The following is a 19246-nucleotide window of genomic DNA, read 5'->3' on the forward strand; positions in this document are numbered from 1 at the left end:
TCCCCGAAGGGGGCCGGCTTCGCGCCGGCCCCCTTCCCCGCGTTTCCGGCAGGCTGGGTTGGTGGGCCGTTGGGTCCGTGTGGGGGTCCAGTGGGATTGGACCCGGTCTCTAGGTCGGCTTTCCAGAATCGAGCCCGTAACCAAGGCCCGGGGCGAAGGTGGGAGTGAAGGGTTGCCATGAAGGCGCTGATTCTGTCCGGAGGGATGGGGACCAGGTTGCGTCCCTTCACCTATTCCATGCCCAAACAACTGGTGCCCGTCGCCAACAAGCCGATCCTCGTGCACTGCCTGGAGAACGTCCGTGCCATCGGTGTCGAGGAGGTCGCCGTCGTCGTCGGCGACCGCGCCGACGAGGTCCGGGCGGTGGTCGGTGACGGCTCCGCGTTCGGCCTCGACGTCACCTACCTCCAGCAGGAGGCGCCGCTCGGCCTCGCTCACTGCGTCTCCATCGCCGAGGAGTTCCTCGGTGACGAGGACTTCGTGATGTACCTGGGCGACAACATCCTCGCCGAGGGCATCGCCGAGTCCGCCCGCGCGTTCCGCGACGAACGTTCCGCCGCCCGGCTGCTGCTCACCAAGGTGGCCGACCCGCGTGCCTACGGCGTCGCCGAGACGGATGCCACCGGCAGGGTCCACGCGCTGGTCGAGAAGCCCGAGCGGCCGCGCAGCGACCTCGCCGTGATCGGCGTGTACTTCTTCACCGCCGCCGTCCACGACGCCGTCCGGGCGATCGAGCCGAGCGCCCGCGGCGAACTGGAGATCACCGACGCGATCCAGTACCTCGTGGAGCGCGGCGACCGGGTCGTCGCCGACGAGTACACCGGCTACTGGAAGGACACCGGCAGCCCCGACGACCTGCTGGACTGCAATCGGGTACTCCTCGGCCGGCTCCGCCCCGGCGTACACGGCGAGGTCGACGCGGCCAGTACCGTCGAGGGGACCGTGGTCGTCGAGGCGGGAGCGGTCGTGGAGCGCTCGCGCCTGGTCGGACCGCTCGTCGTCGGCGCCGGCAGCGTCGTGCGCGGCAGCGAGCTCGGCCCGTACACCGCTCTCGGCCGCGACTGCGTGCTGGAGGACGCGGGGATCCGCGACTCCATCGTGCTCGACGGGGTGTCGATCCAGGGCGTGCGCGGGCTCTCCGGCTCGCTCATCGGCCGCTCGGCCGCCGTGCGCACCGGCGAGGCGGCCGGACGGCGGCTCATCATCGGGGACCATACGCAGGCGGAGGTGGCGGCATGAGGCTCCTGGTCACCGGCGCGGCCGGGTTCATCGGCTCGCACTACGTCCGCGAGATACTGGCGGGGAGCTACCCGGAGTCCGACGACGTCCACGTCACGGTCGTCGACCGGCTCACCTACGCGGGGCGCCGCGACAACCTGCCCGAGCACCACGAACGGCTCGACTTCGTCCACGGCGACATCTGCGACCGCGACCTCCTGGACCGGGTCCTCCCCGGCCACGACGCGGTCGTGCACTTCGCCGCCGAGTCCCACGTGGACCGCTCCCTCACCGGCCCCGGCGAGTTCGTCCGTACGAACGTCATGGGCACCCAGCAGCTGCTCGACGCCGCACTCCACGCCGGTGTGGACCGAGTCCTGCACGTCTCCACGGACGAGGTGTACGGCTCGTTGGACAGCGGCACCTGGACCGAGGACAGCCCCCTGCTGCCCAACTCCCCCTACGCGGCGTCCAAGGCCTCCAGCGACCTGGTCGCCCGCGCCTACCACCGTACGCACGGACTCGACGTCCGCATCACCCGCTGCTCCAACAACTACGGCCCGCGCCAGCACCCCGAGAAGCTCATCCCGAACTTCGTCACCCGGCTGCTGACCGGTCGGCAGGTTCCGCTGTACGGCGACGGACGCAACGTGCGCGAGTGGCTGCACGTGGACGACCACTGCCGGGCGCTGCAACTGGTGCTCACCAAGGGCCGCGCGGGTGAGATCTACAACATCGGCGGCGGCAGCGGTATGAGCAACCGCGAGATGACCGCCCGCCTGCTGGACCTCCTGGGGGCGGACTGGGACATGGTGCGCCATGTCGAGGACCGCCTCGGGCACGACTTCCGCTATGCGATCGACGACTCCAAGATCCGCGAGGAGCTGGGCTACGCGCCCCGCTGGTCGATCGAGAGCGGGCTGGGGGCGGTCGTGGACTGGTACCGCGACCACCCCGACTTCTGGCGCGCCCCGGCCTCCTGACACCGGCCGGTCCGGGTCGCGCCCGCGTCACCCCGATCCCGGTTCACCTCGATCCCGCCTCACCTCGATGCGGTGCTCTGCGATTCGAGGATCGGTTTGTCACCTTTCGTCATCCTTCATCTTCACCTTCATCACGGAACGGAATTCACCATGCCCGCACTGCGCAGCCGTACCCGTACCGCCGCCATAGCCGTCCCGCTGGCCCTGGCCGGTCTGATGGCCACCACCTCGGGAGCCCAGGCCGCCCCCGTGAAGACCTACTTCGACTGCCGCGTCGGCACCGTCACCGGTCTCGCGTACAGCACGTACGTCGACGGCGTGGCCCCGGCCACCGTCCGGCCCGGAGCGACCTTCGACGTCACGCTCGACCCGGCCCCGATCACCCCGAACCCCGCCTACAACAAGGAGGTCAAGAACGTCGCGCTGCAGTTCAAGCTGCCCGCCGGCGCCAAGGTCCTCTCCTACGAGGTCGCCGACGGCGGTGCCGCCGGCACCCCCGAGCTGCAGATCGACGGCACCAAGGCCGTGCTGCGCGCCGCCGGGCCGTACGTCGCCAACGCCCCCTTCGACCTGCCGAAGATCACCATCAAGCTGAAGGCCCCCACCACCCGGGGCACCCTGGAGACGGCCTTCGGCGGCACGTCGCACGACGACCCGGGCTTCACCTGGACCTTCATCTCCCCGAACTGGACCGGCGAGGCCCAGCTCGCCTGCTGGCCCGACCAGCCGATCGCGCTGACCAAGACGCTGGTCAAGTAGCGGTTTCCGCAGCTGGGAGCAGCGCGCCGCGCCGGTCGGCCCCCTTCCGCGGGGCCGGCCGGCGCGGTCGCGCTTGACCTCTAGCGCGGTCGAGGTTGCAGCCTGGAGCAGGAGATCCGGAAGTCAGGATCCGGAAGTGGGGAGAGAGCGTCAGTGAAGATCGAGATCTGGTCCGACATCATGTGCCCGTGGTGCTACATCGGCAAGGCGCGGCTCGACCGGGCGATCGAGCGTCTCGGCGGGGGCGGCCATGACGCCGGTGGGCGTGGTGCCGGTGGGCGTGACGACATCGAGGTCGTGTGGCGCAGCTTCGAACTCCGTCCCGATCAGCCCCGCACGCCCGGTGCTACGCTCGGCGAGATGATGCGGGAGAAGCTCGGACTCCAACCCGGCGAGACGGTCGAGCTGTTCGAGAAGATCCGCGCCCTGGGTGAGGCCGAGGGCCTGGACATCCGGCTCACCGGCGTACGCCCCGTCAACTCCTTCGACGCGCAGCGCCTGGTGCATCTCGCCGCCGAGAGCGGCCTCGCGCACCGGATGAAGAGCGAACTTTTCCGTGCATATCTGACGGACCAGCAGAACGTGGCGGACCACGAGGTCCTGCTGCACACCGCGACCCGCGCGGGCCTGGACGCCGACGCGGCCGGGGCGGTGCTCGCGGGCGACGCCTACGGCGAGGATGTCCGCGAGGACGAGCGGGCCGCAGCCCGCCGGGGGGTCACCGGCGTGCCGACGGTCTTCGTCGACGGCGTACGGGTCGCCACCGGAGTGCCGTCGGTCGACCAGTTCCACCGGGCCCTGGTGGAGGCCGGCTGACATGACCGTCGCCCGGCCCGCGCACCACGTCACCGAACTCACCGTCGGACAGCTGTCGGCGCGCAGCGGCGTCGCGGTCACGGCCCTGCACTTCTACGAGTCCAAGGGGCTCATCAAGAGCCGCCGGACGCCCGGAAACCAGCGCCGCTACACACGGGACACGCTGCGCCGCATCTCCGTGATCCGGGTGGCGCAGCGCATGGGCATCCCGCTGAGCACGGTCGCCGAGGCGCTGGCCGAGCTGCCCGAGGAGCGCACGCCCACCCGGGAGGACTGGGCCCGGCTCTCGCGGCGCTGGCGCGCGGACCTCAACGAGCGGATCGAGCAGCTGCTCGCGCTCCGCGACGGCCTGGAGGACTGCATCGGCTGTGGCTGTCTGTCGGTACGGGACTGCCCGCTGACCAATCCGTACGACGAGCTCGGCGAGGAGGGTCCGGGGCCGCGCCGCCTGCTGCGCGAACCGACGGGCGCGGCGGCCCGCGGCGGTGCCCGCGGCCGGGCGCGCACGGCCCGTACGGCGGAAAGGACCGCCCCCGTGGCCGATCCGTGCGGGGGCGTGAGCCCGTCCTGCCAGGGCGGCGCGACCGACTGAGACGTACGGGACCGCGACACGACCGACGAAGGCGTACGGAGCGAGGGCCGGTCCCCGTTCCGTACGCCTTCGTCGTCCGTACGCCGTACGCCGCCGCTCAGGGGCTCACTTCTCGCGCTGCAGCTCGCGGGCGTACGTCTCGGCCGCGGCCGGGAAGCCGAGCACGACGTGGCCGGCCGCCGAGTGGGCGTCCCGCCAGTGGCGCTGGAGCGGCGCCGACTCCTGGTGGGCGCGGGTGCCCGCGGAGGTGAAGAGCCGGTCGACGGCGGCCGTGGCCAGCTCGGCGGCGAGGGCGCAGTCCCGGCTGTTGCGGGCCACCTCGAGATCGGTCACCCGGCCGCTGTCCGCCCTGCGGGCCGCCGACTCCAGCAGGAGCGCCGCCGTGTCCGCCTCGCCCGCGGCCCGGCCGAGGACCACGGCCGCCGCGCTCTCCAGACCGCCCGAGGCCGACGTGTGGCGGGGCGCGGTGCCCTCACGCCAGGCGGTCAGGGCGGCGCGCGCGGCGCCCAGCACGGGGGCGGCGAAACACAGACCGTTGACGGCCTTGAGCGGCACACGGTGGCAGGGCGCCTCGGCGTCCTCGGCGACGCCCGTGGCGACGGCGTCCCGGGTGAAGGTCAGCTCGTCGGACACGAAGACGTCCTCGACGTGGAGCGTGTTGCTGCCGGTGCCGCGCATGCCGACCGACGACCAGGTGTCCTCGCTGCGCCAGCTTCCACGGGGCACGGCGAAGAAGCGGGCCACCGGCCGTTCCTCCGTCGTCATCGCGCACACCAGCGCCCAGTCGGCGTGGTCGACGACGCTGACGTAGGGCCAGGTGCCGCCGATCCGCCAGCCGCCCTCCTCCCGCCGGGCCCGGCCGAAGGGCATCAGAGCGCCGACGATCAGGGTGTCCGGGCCGCCCGCCCAGATCCGCCGCCGGCCGGCTTCGGGGAGGTAGGCCGCCATCCTGCCGAGGGAGGCGGTCAGCGAGGCGGCCCAGGCGGCCGACGTGCAGCCTTCGCCGACGACGGCCACGGCCCGGACGATCTCCTCGAACGTTCCGGCGTCGCCGCCGTGCCGACGGGGCACGAAGTGGCGGGCGAAGCCGGCGTCCAGCATGGACCGTACGACCTCCGGGGAGAGCCTGCGGTCGCGCTCGGCGGCCCGCGCGTGTTCCGCGGCGATCTTGGCGACATCGGCCGCCGCGACGACGACGGCGGCGGAATCGATACCGGACGCCGGATCCACGGCTGCCGGCGGTGCGGAGATCTGCGGAGCGGAGATCTGGGGGTCGGAGATCTGCCGTGACGTCTGCTGTGTCGGCATGCTGGTCTGCTCCTCGTGACGGTGCCTCTGGCTGGTGCTGTGCGCCAGCCTCATGGGGGCCGCTCGAGCGGGACTACAGGCCGCCCTGGAAGGCTGCCGGGCCCGGCCACGCGCCCCAACAGCCGCTCACTGCTCCCCGGGAGACCTTCATGCCGCACCCCACCCCCGCGCCCCGCGTGCTCGTTCTCGGCGGCAGCGGTTTCGTCGGCCGCCATGTGTGTGCCGCGTTCCTGGCACGGGGCTGGGAGGTGCACGGCTGGGCGAGGCACGACCGGGGGGCACCGGGCGTCACGACGCGCGCCGTCGACCTGGTGCGTGCCGAGCCCGGACGGCTCGCGGACGAGCTGGCCGCGGTGGCGCCGGACACGGTCGTCAACGCTTCCGGTGCCGTGTGGGGCGTGACGGAGACGGAGATGGCGGACGCCAACCAGGCCCTCGTCTCCCGGGTCCTCACGGCGCTCGGCGCCGCACCGTCGCCCCGTTTCGTCCAGCTCGGTACCGTGCACGAACACACGGCGGCGACCGCCTACGGACGGACCAAGGCGGCCGCCACCGCGCGGGTCCTGGCGGCGGGCGGTACCGTGCTGCGGCTGCCGAACCTGCTGGGGCCCGGCACCCCCGAGGGCAGTTTCCTGGGGCGCGTCGGCGCGCAGCTCGCCCGGGCCGCGCGCACCGGCGAGGCGGTGACCGTGACGACGCTCGCCGTGCGCGAGCGCCGCGAGTTCCTGGACGTACGGGACGCCGCCGACGCGGTGCTCGCCGCGGCCGCCCCCGCCGCCGCCCGGCGCGTGCGGGGCCGGGCGCTCGACCTGGCGACCGGCTGCCCCGTCGGCGTACGGGAGCTGCTCGACGCGTTGATCCGGATAAGTGGCGTGCCCGCGCGCGTGGAGGAGCGGCTCCCGGACCCGGGATGGGCACCTCCTGGTGGCCTGGAGGGGGTGGGCGCCGGAGCGGCCGGTCCCGACGAGGCGGCGCGGCTGCTGGGCTGGCGTGCGGTGCGCGGCCCCGAGGAGTCGCTGCGCGGACTGTGGGAGACCGCGGTGAGTCTTCCAGCGGGCCTCTAGTGACCGGCTAGTGGGCGGGCCCAGGGTGGCGGGGTTCGAGGCGGCATGCCCGCGCCCGCTCCTGTCAGCTCAGCTCAGTTCAGCGCAACGCAACGCAACGCAGCCCAGCTCATCTCGGCCCGGCGAAAGGCGAACGATTCCGATGGATGCGGAGAAGACGCACATCCTGGAGAGGGTGCGCGAGTACCACCAGGCCAGGGAGCAGCGGGAGTTCGTGCCGGGCGTGACACCGGTGCAGCCCTCGGGCGCGGCGCTCGACGCGAACGACCGGGTGGCGCTCGTCGAAGCGGCGCTCGACCTGAGGATCGCCGCCGGGCCGAGCACACAGCGCTTCGAGCGCGACTTCGCCCGCTACTTCGGGCTGCGCAAGGCACACATGACCAACTCGGGTTCCTCCGCCAACCTTCTCGCCCTGACCTCGCTGACCTCGCACACGCTGGGCGACCGCAGGCTGCGGCCCGGGGACGAGGTGATCACGGTGGCGGCCGGGTTCCCGACGACGGTCAACCCGATCATCCAGAACGGCCTGGTCCCCGTCTTCGTGGACGTGGAGCTGGGGACGTACAACACGACCGCCGAGCGGGTCCTCGCCGCGGTCGGCCCGCGCACGAAGGCGATCATGATCGCGCACGCGCTTGGCAACCCGTTCCCGGTCGCGGACGTCGCCGCCATCGCCGCCGAACACGGCCTGTACCTCGTCGAGGACAACTGCGACGCCGTCGGTTCGTACCACCAGGGCAGGCTGACCGGCACCTTCGGCGACCTGACGACGACCAGTTTCTATCCGGCGCACCACATCACCACGGGCGAGGGCGGCTGTGTCCTCACCCGCAATCTGGCTCTCGCGCGGATCGTGGAGCAACTGCGGGACTGGGGCCGGGACTGCTGGTGCGAACCGGGCAAGGACAACACCTGCTTCAAGCGGTTCGACTACCAGCTGGGGACGCTGCCGCACGGTTACGACCACAAGTACATCTTCACGCATCTCGGCTACAACCTGAAGGCCACCGACATCCAGGCCGCGCTCGGCGTCAGCCAGCTGTCGCGGCTCGACTCCTTCGGCAAGGCCCGGCGCGCCAACTGGCAGCGGATGTACGAGGGTCTGGCGGGCGTTCCGGGGCTGCTGCTGCCCCGGGCGACGGAGCACAGCGACCCGAGCTGGTTCGGCTTCGTGCTCACCGTGCTGCCCGACGCGTCTTTCACCCGGCGCGGCCTGGAGGACTTCCTCGGTTCCCGGAAGATCGGCACCAGGCGGCTGTTCGGCGGCAACCTGACCCGGCACCCCGCCTACCAGGACCGCGACTACCGGGTCGTGGGCGAGCTGACCAACTCCGACGTCATCACCGAGCACACCCTGTGGGTGGGCGTCCATCCCAGCATGACCGACGAGATGGTCGACCACGTGGCCGGAAGCATCCGAGAGTTCGCGATCTCGGCACGCTGAGGCCGGGAGGACGGAACAGGAGGGGGAGGGGCCTGCTCACGGGCCCCTCCCCCTCGTCATACACCGGCTCAGCTCGTCGTACGCGGCTCAGCCCAGCCGGCGGACCGCCTCCGTGAAGATCTCGGGCACGGCGGGCAGCGCGTCGAGCGCCGCCAGATAGCGGGCGCGTCCCTCGGCCAGCCGGGTGCGCTCGGCCGGATCGTGGAGCACGGCGTCGAGTGCCGCCACCGTCCCTTCGGGGTCGAGGAGTTCGGTCCGCCGGAAGGTCTCGGACAGGGGGTTGTCGGTGAGCAGTGGCCGGATGACGGAGTTCCAGCGCAGCGGCCACATGCTGTACGGGGCCAGTGCGTCCGGCCTGTCTGGCCTGTCTGGCCTGTCTGGCCCGTCCGGCTCGCCCGGCCCGTCCGGGCCAACCGGTCCGTCCGCGGGCGGGCCGCTGTGGCCGATGTACACCGCGGGCAGGTCCGAGAAGACCGAGCGGACCAGCGCCGAGGCGGGCACGTGCAGCGACAGCACGGCGTCCGAGGCGTCGAGGAGCTCCTGGTAGCGGTCGGGCGGGCAGGCCGGCACACGGTGGGTGCGCTCGGCCGGCAGCCCTTCCAGACCGTCCAGATCAGGCCCGACGACGAGGAACCGGGTGGCGGGGGGAAGCCTGCGCAGCGCCGCCGCGACCCGCTCCGGCACCCGGTGGGCGAGCCCGCGGGTCGTCGGGTCCTCGACGGTCTGGGCGTACCGCTGCCAGCCCGAGACGGACAGCGAGAGGAGGCGTTCCCCGTCCCGCAGCCCGAGGGAGCTCCGCACGGTGCGGCGCGCCTCGGCGGTGGGGCGGGGCAGCGGCCGCATGAAGGGGTAGGTCAGGGCTCGGCTGCCGGGGCCCGGGTCGGGACGCGCCCACGGCGCGGGCCGCAGCTGGACGGGCATGTCGAGGATCCGCCGGTCCACCTCCAGGTCGAGCCCGAAGTGGTCGATGCGGAAGTCGGTGTTCTCCCACTCGTACAGGTCGAGCGGGATCACCGGGACGCCGAGCCGTTCCACGAACCAGGGGTCGGTTCGGTAGACGCGGTGCATCATCAACCAGTACGAGAGGTAGTCGCTGAGCACGACCACATCGGGCCGCTCGGCCCGTACGACGTCCTCGACGACCTTGCGGACCCCGATTCCCATCGACGCGTCGATCAGGGTGCCGGGTACGCCCGCGGCGTCGAGCTGCGGGGCGTTGTGGGTGTCCACGACGAAGTGGGCGGTGATCCCGGCGGGGGCGAGCAGCCGGGCCAGGCCAAGCCCGGTGGTGACCTCGCCGTGGGTGCCGACGACGGGTGCGACGAACAGCAGCTTCATGGTGTCCCGATCCTTCCGAGCCAGCGCGGCAGGATGCCCCGCTCCAGAGCGGTGCGCAGCGATGGAGCCCCGGCGTCCTTCGCGGACAGCAGCGGTGGCTCGTCGAATCCCCAGGGGAGAGCCAGGTCGGGGTCGAGCGGGTCGATCTCGAACTGGGTGCCCGGCACATGCGCGGTGGACAGGGCGTAGGAGATGCAGGTGTCGTCGGTGAGCGCGAGGAAGCCGTGGCCGAGGCCCTCCGCGACGTGGACGGCCACTCCGTTCTCCGGGGTGAGCAGGGTGCTCGCGCTCTGCCCGAAGGTGGGTGATCCGACCCGCAGGTCCACGACCATGTCGCGCAGCGCGCCTCGCACACAGGTGACGTACTTGGCCTGGCCGGGCGGAATCAGCACGCCGTGGACGCCACGCAGCGTGTTGCGGCGCGAGGTCGAGTAGTTGATCTGCCGCACTTCGAAAGGGCGGCCGACGGCTTCGCTGACGAGGTCGGTGCGGAGCGACTCGAAGAACGTGCCGCGCGGGTCCGGCCACTGGCGCGGGGTGATCACGTACGCGCCCGGGACCTCCCGGAGCTCTTGGATGTCCATGCTCGCCTGCCCGCTCAGATCTTCACGAGATGGGCTGCCTGCCGGACGGCGTCGACCAGCTCGGCCTGGCGGAGCACCGCCGCCGCGTCGCCCGAGCTCCGGCCCTTGTCCTGGCCGGCGCCCTGCCCGGCCCGGCGGACGGCTTCGGCGAAGGCGGCGACGGCGGCGGTCGCCTGGTCGTGTGCGGGAAGGATCCGCTCCTCGGTGCCGTCCGGACGCTCGATGCGCAGGACCGGGCGGTGGCCGGCGGGGGGCGAGTACGCCCGGTCGAGGGTGAGGCTGCCCTCGCTGCCCAGAAGCCGCCAGCCCGCCGTGTAGGCGTGCTCCATGCCGAAGACAAGTTGGGCGCTGACGCCGGTGCCGGGGTCGCCGAGCAACGCGCTGCCGCCGAGGTCGACACCGCGCACGGTGTCGTGGCGCAGGACGGCCCCGCGCACCCGCAGCTCGGAGCCGAGCAGCAAAGAGGCCAGCCGGAGCGGGTACACGCCGATGTCGAGGAGCGCGCCGCCGTCGAGGTCCGCGCGGTAGCGGATGTCGTCCGCGGGGCGCGGCGGGATGGTGAACGAGGCGCTCAGCGCCCGCACGCCACCGATCGCACCGGCCTCCACCAGGTCCCGTACGGCCGTGTAGGCGGAGTGGTGGACGAACAGATAGTTCTCGGCGAGGACGAGGCCGCGTTCGCGGGCGAGGTCCAGCAGGCGTGCGGTGTCGGCCGCCCGCGCGGTCAGCGGCTTCTCGGCGAGGACGTGCTTGCCCGCGCGCAGGGCGCGCTCGGTCCAGGGGGCGTGCAGGGCGACCGGCAGCGGGATGTACACGGCATCCACGTCGGGGCGTTCGAGGAGGGCGTCGTACCCCTCGACGGCCGCGCACCCGAAGGTCTCGGCGGCGGCCCGCGCCTTCTCGGAGCTGCGGCTGGCGACGGCCGTCGGCTCCGTGTGCGGGGAGGCGGCGAAGGCGGGCAGCATCCGGCGCAGCGCGATGTCGGCACAGCCCGCGACCCCGATCCGCAGCGCCCTCACCGTTTCGGTGTGCCCCGCGTTCACCGGGATGCTCCGTGGTCTGGCAGGGTGCGGACGCACGCCAGCAGGGTGCGCGCCTCCACGTCGACGAGGTTGCCGATCCGGCCGGCGCGGGTGAGCTGGCGGACCGTCATCCAGGTGTAGTCCTCGGGTACGTCGACGGGCACGTCGTCTCCGTCCAGGACGAGGTAGCGGTTCTCCGCGTGGTAGAACCGGCCGCCCTCCTCGGAGTGGACGGTGTCGAAGAGCACCTGCTCGGGCCGTGCGGTCAGGACGGTGTCCAGGTAGGGCGGCCGGGGTGCGCCGTCGGGCAGGTTGCCCGGGTTGCACTGCACGGTGGGTCCCAGCTCGACGGCGTCGAAGGTCCCCGCCTCCGCGCGGGCCTGCACCAGGAGATGGCGTTCCCCGTGGATCTCCTTGCTGACGAAGGCGACCACTCCCCGGCCGACCGGCGCCAGCATCGGCTGCGACCAGGACGTCACCTCGCGGCTGTCGGCCTCGACATCGACGCCGATGATCCGGAAGTACCGGCCCGTCTCATGGACGATCTCACCCCGGTCGTCGTCGCGGCGCCAGCCGCCGACCCGACTCAGCGGGATCGTCGTGCGCTCGGGACGGTGCCGCACCTTGGCTCCGGTGAACCAGTGCAGCAGCGCCGCGGTGTCGTGCAGCGGCTTCTCCACCGCCCGCCTCGGCACGGAGCCCTCACCGGGATCGTCCGGCAGACCGGCCAGCACGGTGCGCGAGTCCATGTTGACGAGGTTGTCGACGCGCAGCAGCTCCGCCATCACCGGACGCGGCACCCAGCAGAAGTCCTCGTGTACCGGGATCTCCCCGGTCGTCTCCACGACGATGTTGCGGTTGCGCTTGCCCAGGAACCACGATCCCTGCTCGCTCTGCAGCGCGTCGTAGTGGAACCGGTCCCCGGCCCCCGGTGTGAGGAAGTGGTCGATATAGCGCACGGGGGAACCGCGGTGGACCCGTGTGTAGTTGCTGAACGTGGCCTGCACGGTCGGCGAGAGCTGGAGCGTGTTGATGTTGCCCGGCTCCATCTTGGCCTGCATCAGCAGATGCGGAACCCCGTCGAACCACTTGATCAGCACGCCCAGGACGCCCGTCTCGGGCTGCCGGATGATCGGCTGCGTCCATGCGGGCCCGTCAGGTTCCTGCCGTCCGTACCGCAGACCCTCGATGGAGAAGAACCGGCCGCTGCGGTGGCGGACATCGCCGCTCGCCGGGTCGGTGTACCAGCCCTCCAGGTCGTGCAGCGGCGTCCGGGTGATGCGGTAGCGGTGGGCCGCGCCCCGCTCGGCGAACCAGGCATGGAAGCCGGCCGTGTCCGTGATTCGCATCAGCTCGCCACCCCCTCGGTGACGGTCAGAGCTGAGACGGCCAGGTCGGAGACGGTCAGCCGCACGCCCTGGCCGTGCGGGGAGTCCGCGATGAGAGCCAGGCCGGGCACAAGGGAAGCGGGCCGTACACGGGAGAGCGGCCCCGGGGTCCAGGCGTCGGCCCGGGCCGGATCGGGAAGGCCGTGTCCCAGCCTTTCCACGGCGAACACCTCGGCGCCGTCCAGCAACCAGCGGGCGACTCCCGCCGCCGAGTCCACGACGAGCGCGCATCGATGGCTGTCAGAGGGTTGGCGCGCGGCGAGCGGCACGCTGTACGAGAACCCTCCCCGCGTGCCGTCCGAGGCGGGCACTCGGCCGTACAGCGCCCAGACCTGTGTGCCGGTGAGCGCGAAGTCCATGATGAGTCCCGCGTCGCGGTCCAGTACGACGAGCGCGCCCGCGCCCTCACGTATGTCGTCGGCCGCGGCCCCGGGTACGTCGGCCGACAGCGTCGCCGACACGGTCAGGGTGGAGCCGCCGGTCGCGCACGCGGGCCCGAAGGCGGCCCAGCGCAGATGCTCGACCGTCTCCCCTTCGGGCGGCACGACGAAGGCGGGACGCCCGGTCTCCGGGTCGGTACCGGTCGGCTCGACCACCAGACCCTCGGTCGTGGGACGGGCGGCGCCGTCCCCGTCGGCGAGCGCCCCGGCGGGCCGTAGCGACCAGGGACCGTCGGGCCGGATTTGGGGGTCGCGCACCCGTAGCCCTTCGGCGAAGTCGTCGTGGAAGAGGAGCGTCATGGCGTTCTCCGTACTCTCCATGCTCTCTGGGCGGTGAGGGCAGCCGATGTTTCACGTGAAACAGGACGAGGTCGCTCGGCGGCAGCGATGTTTCACGTGAAACCGGCGTTGTTTCACGTGAAACCGAGCGACAGTCAGTCGGTGCCGGTGCCGGTGCCGGTGCCGGCGGTGGTGGCGGTGCCGGAGCGCTCCAGTGCGCGGGCCGCCGCTTCGACGATCGCCAGTCGCCCTTCCAGGCCGGTCGCGGCGGCCGAGACCATGACCCCGAGGGTGGTCACGCCCGCGTCGGCGTAGGCGCGCATCCGGTCGGCGATCCGGTCGACCGGGCCGATCAGCGCCGTACGGTCGATGAAACCGAGGGGCAGTGCGGCCCCTGCGCCCGTGCGGTCACCGGCGGCGAGCCGCTCCAGGAAGGCGGCGACCTCGGCCTCGTAGCCCATCGAACGGGCCATCGCGCAGTAGAAGTTGCGGTCGGGATCGCCGATGCCCATCAGGTACACGTACTGGCCGCGCAGCATGTCCGCCGCATCCTGCGCGCTGTCGGCGACGGCGGTGGGCAGGCTGGGCAGCACCTCGAAGCCGTCCAGGTCGTCGGTGCCCCGGCCCTTGCGGATCTCCGCGACGGACTCGGCCACGGCTTCGGGGGAGGTGAAGACGCCGAGCCAGCCGTCCGCGATCTCCCCCGCGAGCCGCAGGTTGCGCGGACCGACCGCCGCGAGCAGCACCGGCAGCCGGCCGGGCCGCCGCTCGGTCAGCAGATGCAGCGGGGCGGGCCCGCCGACCTCGAAGTGAGTGCCCTGGTAGGTGACAGGGTCGCCCTCCAGGGCGCGCCGGACGATGTCGACGTACTCCCTGGTGCGCTCCAGCGGCCGGGCGAACGGCACGCCGTACCAGCCCACCGACACGTCGGGGTTGGACACCCCGAGCCCGAGCCGGAAGCGGCCGCCGCTCAGCGAGTCGAGCGTGGCGGCGGTCAGCGCGGTCATGGCCGGCGGGCGGCCCGGGACCTGCATCACACCCGAGATCAGCGCGATGCGTTCGGTGACCCCTGCCACCAGCCCGAGGACACTGGCCGCGTCGGACCGGTATCCCTCCGGGGCGAGGGCGGCGGCGTAGCCCGACCGCTCGGCGGCGCGGGCGAGTTCGCCGGCACCCTGGTGGACGAGGTTCACGGCGAGCCGCACGGTCTGACTCCTCGGGGCTGGAGACGGGGGGTACAGGGGCAGGGAGCGGGGCGGGGGGACCGGGTCGGAGGGGGCGGGTCAGAGGAGGTGGGCGCCGCCGTCCACGAGCAGGACCTGCCCGGTGGTGTACGTGGCGCGGACCAGCCCGAGGACGGCGTCCGCGACGTCTTCCGGCCTGCCTGTCCGGCGCAGTGGCGTCGTCTGCCGCACGTGCTCGGCGATCGGTGCGAAGAAGTCGCTGTTCTGCGTCCACGGCGTCTCGATCAGCCCCGGCGCGACCGCGTTGACGCGCACAGCCGGACCCACCGTGTTGGCGAGGAGCCGAGTCATGTGCTCGATGGCCGCCTTGCTCACCGCGTAAGGGATCGAGCTGCCGGCCGGGCGGCTCCCCGCGATCGACGACACGTTGACGACGGAGCCGTTCCCCGAGCGGGCGAGGTGAGGCATCGCGGCGACGGTGGTCTGCCAGGTGCCGATGACGTTCAGACCGAGGATCTCCCGCCACACCTCGGGGGTGGCGGCCGCCAGGTCGGCGTGCGGGATGGCGCGGGTCCGGCCGGCGTTGTTGACGAGGACGTCCAGTCGGCCGTAGTGCTCCACGGCGGTGTCCACCAGACGGCGGGCGTCCGCCTCCTCGGAGACGTCCGCCCGGACGTAGAGCGCGTCGGGCAGTGCGGCGGCCGTCTTCTCGCCGTCCTCCACGGAGCGGGCCGAGTTGACGACCACCCGGTACCCCTCGGCGGCCAGCCGCTGGGCGACGGTCTGCCCGATGCCGGAGGAGGAACCGGTGACCAGGGCGACAGGCGCCTCGGGCGCGTCGGTGGCCATCAGTAGTTGCCCAGCCCGCCGCAGACGTTCAGCGCCTGCGCGGTGACCGCCGCCGCGTCGTCCGCCACCAGGTACTCGACCATCGCGGCCACCTCGCGGGTCTCCACGTACCGGCCCAGCGGCACCCGGTTGGTGATGCGGTCGAACGTCTCCTCCTCGGAGACCTGCCAGATGCCCGCGTAGTGCTCGCGCACCCGCTCCGCCATCGGGGTCTCCACGAAGCCCGGGCACACCGCGTTCACGGTGATGCCGGTACGGGCCAGCTCCAGGCCGAGGGCCTTGGTCAGCCCGACGACGCCGTGCTTGGACGCCGAGTACGGCACCGCGTGCACGACGCCCTGCTTGCCGCCGGTGGAGGCGATGTTGATGATCCGCCCACGCTTCTTGGCCAGCATCCCGCCCGCGTTGAGCACTTCCTTCGTCATGAGGAAGACGCTGGTCAGGTTGGTGGTGATGACGTCGAGCCAGAGCTCGTCGGCGATTTCGGCGGTGGCGCCGCCGCCGCTGCGGCCGGCGTTGTTCACCAGGATGTCGACCGTGCCGTACCGCTGGACGGCCGCCGCCACGTAGGCGCGGATCTGGGCCGGATCCGCCACGTCGCACACCGTGCCGTCGACGTCGAACCCCTCGCCGCGCAGCTCCTTCACCGTCTGCGCCAGCCGCTCCTCGTCCCGGGCGCACAGGAAGGTGCGCGCGCCGAGCGCGGCCAGCCGGCGGGCGATCGCAAGCCCGATGCCGCTGGTGGCACCGGTCACCAGCGCCACCGGCTTCGCCGCCGTGCCGGGGGTGGCCGTGGCCGTCGCTGTCGCCGTCGTCATCGCTGCTCGTCTCCCTTGGGTGGGGTGCGGGGTGGGGCGTCCTGCCGTGCTGGGGGAGAGCGTCGCCAAGGGGCCTCGAGCGGGGCTGGAAGCCCGATGGAGAGGGGGATGGGCGTTCGGGGGCGGGGGGACGACCCACTGCCCTCTCCGCGCCCCATCCGGCCGCGAGCCGCTCTCGAGCAGGGCCGGGGAGTGTGCCGGGGTGTCAGTGAGGTACGGCGGGCGAAAGGAGCCCCACGCGATGCCCAGCAGTACAGGAGGACCACGGTGACCCGACGCGTAGTGATCACCGGGGTCGGGGTGCGTGCCCCTGGCGGCTCGGGGACGAAGGAGTTCTGGGACCTGCTCACCGCCGGCCGCACGGCGACTCGACCCATCAGTTTCTTCGACGCCTCCCCGTTCCGCTCGCGGATCGCGGGGGAGATCGACTTCGACGCCGTCGCGGAGGGCTTCTCCCCGCGTGAGGTCCGTCGCATGGACCGCGCCACCCAGTTCGCGGTCGCCTGCACCCGGGACGCGCTGGCCGACAGCGGCCTGGACACGGGCGCCCTCGACCCGTCCCGGATCGGCGTCGCCCTGGGGAGCGCGGTCGCGTCGGCGACGAGCCTGGAGAACGAGTACCTGGTGATGTCGGACTCCGGCCGCGAGTGGCTGGTGGACCCGGCACACCTGTCGCCGTACATGTTCGACTACCTCAGCCCGGGCGTCATGCCAGCCGAGGTCGCCTGGGCGGCCGGCGCGGAGGGCCCGGTCACCATGGTCTCCGACGGCTGCACCTCGGGCCTGGACTCGGTCGGCTACGCCGTTCAGCTGATCCGCGAGGGCAGCGCGGACGTGGTGGTCGCCGGCGCCGCCGACACCCCCGTCTCCCCGATCGTGGTGGCCTGCTTCGACGCCATCAAGGCGACGACCCCGCGCAACGACGACCCGGCGCACGCCTCCCGGCCCTTCGACGGCACCCGCAACGGCTTCGTCCTCGCCGAGGGCGCCGCCATGTTCGTCCTGGAGGAGTACGAGGCCGCCCAGCGACGCGGAGCCCACATCTACGCCGAGGTCGGCGGCTACGCCACGCGCTGCAACGCGTACCACATGACGGGTCTGAAGAAGGACGGCCGGGAGATGGCCGAATCGATCAGGGCCGCACTCGACGAGGCCCGGCTGGACCGTACGGCGGTCGACTACGTCAACGCGCACGGCTCCGGCACCAAGCAGAACGACCGCCACGAGACGGCCGCCTTCAAGCGCAGCCTCGGCGAGCACGCGTACGCGGTGCCCGTCAGCTCCATCAAATCCATGGTGGGGCACTCACTCGGCGCGATCGGCTCCATCGAGATCGCAGCGTCGGTCCTCGCCATCGAACACAACGTCGTCCCGCCGACGGCGAATCTGCACACCCCCGACCCCGAGTGCGACCTGGACTACGTTCCGCTCACCGCGCGCGAGCAGCGCGTCGACACGGTGCTCACCGTGGGCAGCGGCTTCGGCGGGTTCCAGAGCGCCATGGTCCTGCACCGCCCGGAGGTGGCCGCGTGAGCACCCCTGACCGCCGGCGGGCCGTCGTCACCGGCCTCAGCGTCGCCGCCCCCGGCGGCCTCGGCACCGAGCGTTACTGGAAGTCCCTGCTGACCGGCGAGAACGGCATCGCCGAGCTCTCCCGCTTCGACGCCTCCCGCTACCCGTCCCGACTGGCCGGGCAGATCGACGACTTCGAGGCCTCCGAGCACCTGCCCAGCAGGCTGCTGCCGCAGACCGACGTCTCCACGCGTTACGCGCTGGCCGCCGCCGACTGGGCGCTCGCCGACGCGGGCGTCGGCCCCGAGTCGGGCCTCGACGACTACGACCTGGGCGTCGTCACCTCCACCGCCCAGGGCGGCTTCGACTTCACCCACCGAGAGTTCCACAAGCTGTGGAGCCAGGGACCCGCGTACGTCAGCGTGTACGAGTCCTTCGCCTGGTTCTACGCCGTCAACACCGGCCAGATCTCCATCCGCAACGCGATGCGCGGCCCCAGCGCCGCCCTGGTCGGCGAACAGGCCGGCGGCCTCGACGCGATCGGGCACGCCCGGCGTACGGTCCGCCGCGGCACCCGGCTGGTGCTCAGCGGTGGCGTCGACTCGGCGCTCGACCCGTGGGGCTTCGCCTCGCAGCTCTCCGGCGGTCTCGTCTCCACGGTCGCCGACCCGGAGCGCGCCTATCTGCCCTTCGACGTCGACGCCTCCGGCTACGTGCCGGGCGAAGGCGGCGCCGTCCTCATCGTCGAGGACGCCGACTCGGCGCGCGCACGGGGTGCCGAGCGGATCTACGGTGAGATCGCCGGCTACGCCGCGACCTTCGACCCGGCACCCGGCTCCGGCCGTCCGCCCGCCCTCGGCCGCGCCGCCGAACTCGCCCTCGCCGAAGCGGGGCTGACGCCCGCCGACATCTCGGTGGTGTTCGCCGACGGAGCGGGGGTCCCGGAGCTCGACCGCGCCGAGGCCGACACCCTCGCCCGGCTCTTCGGGCCGCGGGGCGTCCCGGTGACCGCGCCCAAGGCACTCACCGGCCGCCTGTGCGCCGGTGGCGGCCCCGCCGACCTGGCGGCCGCGCTGCTCGCCCTGCGCGACCAGGTGATCCCCGCGACCGGCCGCACCGCGCGGGTGCCGGACGCCTACGCCCTCGACCTGGTGACCGGCCGGCCCCGCGAGGCCGCCCTGAGCGCGGCCCTCGTCCTCGCGCGTGGCCGCCACGGCTTCAACTCGGCGGTCGTCGTCACCGCTCCGCGGCTCTGACCACCGTCGGCCCACCCTGACGGCCCACCTGACGGACCCATGGCGGACATGGGCCAGCCCGGTCCCGCCCCAGATCCGCACCAGATCCCCACCTGAACCCAAGGAGACCCCACATGGCTCGGCTCACCCTCGACGGACTGCGCACCATCCTCGTCGCCTGCGCCGGAGAGGACGACGGCGTCGACCTCTCCGGCGACATCCTCGACATCACGTTCGAGGAGCTCGGCTACGACTCCCTCGCCCTCATGGAGAGCGCCTCCCGCATCGAGCGCGAGCTCGGAGTCGCCCTCGCCGACGGTGACATCAACGAGGAGCTGACCCCCCGCATCCTCCTCGACCTCGTCAACGGCGCCCAGGCCGAGGCGGCCTGACCAAGCCGTCCGACGCACCCC

At 72.6% G+C, this 19246-nt stretch carries 19 protein-coding genes; 10 read left to right on the forward strand and 9 right to left on the reverse strand.

What is annotated here, in order from left to right:
- Positions 1-177 precede the first annotated feature (177 nt).
- The 5 genes from IE136_RS04520 to soxR all read left to right on the forward strand — a co-directional run bounded on the left by IE136_RS04520 (position 178) and on the right by soxR (position 4368).
- Positions 178-1239 (forward strand): glucose-1-phosphate thymidylyltransferase, encoded by a 1062-nt coding sequence (locus IE136_RS04520; protein ID WP_189599550.1) that lies wholly within the window; start codon positions 178-180, stop codon positions 1237-1239.
- Complete coding sequence (gene rfbB / locus IE136_RS04525; RefSeq protein ID WP_158988538.1) at positions 1236-2201, forward strand: dTDP-glucose 4,6-dehydratase; 966 nt, start codon at positions 1236-1238, stop codon at positions 2199-2201. Before IE136_RS04520 ends, rfbB begins: the two co-directional genes overlap by 4 nt.
- A 150-nt stretch (positions 2202-2351) precedes the next feature.
- Positions 2352-2960, forward strand: a complete 609-nt coding sequence (locus tag IE136_RS04530; RefSeq protein WP_158988537.1) for a hypothetical protein — start codon at positions 2352-2354, stop codon at positions 2958-2960.
- 153 nt (positions 2961-3113) lie between these two features.
- Positions 3114-3776: a DsbA family oxidoreductase gene (locus tag IE136_RS04535; protein ID WP_189599552.1), complete on the forward strand. Its 663-nt coding sequence runs from the start codon at positions 3114-3116 to the stop codon at positions 3774-3776.
- Position 3777: 1 nt separating this feature from the next.
- Positions 3778-4368 (forward strand): redox-sensitive transcriptional activator SoxR, encoded by a 591-nt coding sequence (gene soxR / locus IE136_RS04540; RefSeq protein WP_158988535.1) that lies wholly within the window; start codon positions 3778-3780, stop codon positions 4366-4368.
- A 105-nt stretch (positions 4369-4473) separates the two neighbouring features.
- On the opposite strand, the gene IE136_RS04545 is transcribed toward soxR, so the two are convergent.
- Positions 4474-5676, reverse strand: coding sequence for an acyl-CoA dehydrogenase family protein (locus tag IE136_RS04545; RefSeq protein WP_158988534.1), 1203 nt, complete (start codon positions 5674-5676; stop codon positions 4474-4476).
- Between the two features lie 149 nt (positions 5677-5825).
- Between IE136_RS04545 and IE136_RS04550 the strand changes: the two genes are divergently transcribed.
- Both IE136_RS04550 and rfbH read left to right on the forward strand, forming a co-directional pair.
- Entirely contained in the window at positions 5826-6740 is a 915-nt protein-coding gene (locus IE136_RS04550) for an NAD-dependent epimerase/dehydratase family protein (protein WP_158988533.1), read from the forward strand.
- A gap of 142 nt (positions 6741-6882) precedes the next feature.
- The gene (gene rfbH, locus IE136_RS04555; RefSeq protein WP_158988532.1) at positions 6883-8184 is read left to right on the forward strand and encodes a lipopolysaccharide biosynthesis protein RfbH; all 1302 of its coding nucleotides are present in this window, start codon (positions 6883-6885) and stop codon (positions 8182-8184) included.
- Positions 8185-8271: 87 nt separating this feature from the next.
- Here rfbH and IE136_RS04560 read toward each other — a convergent pair whose 3' ends face one another.
- From IE136_RS04560 to IE136_RS04595, 8 genes are all read right to left on the reverse strand, one after another.
- Positions 8272-9522 carry a DUF6365 family protein gene (locus IE136_RS04560; RefSeq protein ID WP_189599554.1) on the reverse strand — a complete coding sequence of 417 codons (1251 nt, stop codon included), beginning with the start codon at positions 9520-9522 and terminating at the stop codon, positions 8272-8274.
- Entirely contained in the window at positions 9519-10106 is a 588-nt protein-coding gene (locus tag IE136_RS04565; RefSeq protein WP_189599555.1) for a dTDP-4-dehydrorhamnose 3,5-epimerase family protein, read from the reverse strand. Before IE136_RS04565 ends, IE136_RS04560 begins: the two co-directional genes overlap by 4 nt.
- Before the next feature lie 14 nt (positions 10107-10120).
- On the reverse strand, positions 10121-11149 hold the full coding sequence (locus IE136_RS04570) for a Gfo/Idh/MocA family protein (protein ID WP_229818627.1): 1029 nt from the start codon (positions 11147-11149) through the stop codon (positions 10121-10123).
- Entirely contained in the window at positions 11146-12477 is a 1332-nt protein-coding gene (locus IE136_RS04575; protein WP_189599557.1) for an NDP-hexose 2,3-dehydratase family protein, read from the reverse strand. The genes IE136_RS04570 and IE136_RS04575 overlap by 4 nt, the downstream gene beginning before the upstream one ends.
- Positions 12477-13256 (reverse strand): DUF6081 family protein, encoded by a 780-nt coding sequence (locus IE136_RS04580; protein WP_189599559.1) that lies wholly within the window; start codon positions 13254-13256, stop codon positions 12477-12479. Before IE136_RS04580 ends, IE136_RS04575 begins: the two co-directional genes overlap by 1 nt.
- Before the next feature lie 134 nt (positions 13257-13390).
- The gene (locus IE136_RS04585) at positions 13391-14440 is read right to left on the reverse strand and encodes an LLM class flavin-dependent oxidoreductase (RefSeq protein ID WP_189599560.1); all 1050 of its coding nucleotides are present in this window, start codon (positions 14438-14440) and stop codon (positions 13391-13393) included.
- Positions 14441-14518: 78 nt separating this feature from the next.
- Positions 14519-15268 (reverse strand): SDR family NAD(P)-dependent oxidoreductase, encoded by a 750-nt coding sequence (locus tag IE136_RS04590; RefSeq protein WP_189599562.1) that lies wholly within the window; start codon positions 15266-15268, stop codon positions 14519-14521.
- Entirely contained in the window at positions 15268-16086 is an 819-nt protein-coding gene (locus IE136_RS04595) for an SDR family NAD(P)-dependent oxidoreductase (protein ID WP_189599565.1), read from the reverse strand. Before IE136_RS04595 ends, IE136_RS04590 begins: the two co-directional genes overlap by 1 nt.
- 267 nt (positions 16087-16353) lie before the next feature.
- Here IE136_RS04595 and IE136_RS04600 point away from each other — a divergent pair, with 267 nt between their 5' ends.
- From IE136_RS04600 to IE136_RS04610, 3 genes are all read left to right on the forward strand, one after another.
- Complete coding sequence (locus IE136_RS04600; RefSeq protein ID WP_158988524.1) at positions 16354-17619, forward strand: beta-ketoacyl-[acyl-carrier-protein] synthase family protein; 1266 nt, start codon at positions 16354-16356, stop codon at positions 17617-17619.
- Positions 17616-18854, forward strand: coding sequence for a ketosynthase chain-length factor (locus tag IE136_RS04605; RefSeq protein WP_158988523.1), 1239 nt, complete (start codon positions 17616-17618; stop codon positions 18852-18854). Before IE136_RS04600 ends, IE136_RS04605 begins: the two co-directional genes overlap by 4 nt.
- A gap of 113 nt (positions 18855-18967) precedes the next feature.
- Positions 18968-19225, forward strand: coding sequence for an acyl carrier protein (locus IE136_RS04610; RefSeq protein ID WP_158988522.1), 258 nt, complete (start codon positions 18968-18970; stop codon positions 19223-19225).
- Positions 19226-19246 lie beyond the last annotated feature (21 nt).

It is taken from the genome of Streptomyces lateritius, assembly GCF_014649715.1.
Lineage (GTDB): Bacteria > Actinomycetota > Actinomycetes > Streptomycetales > Streptomycetaceae > Streptomyces > Streptomyces lateritius.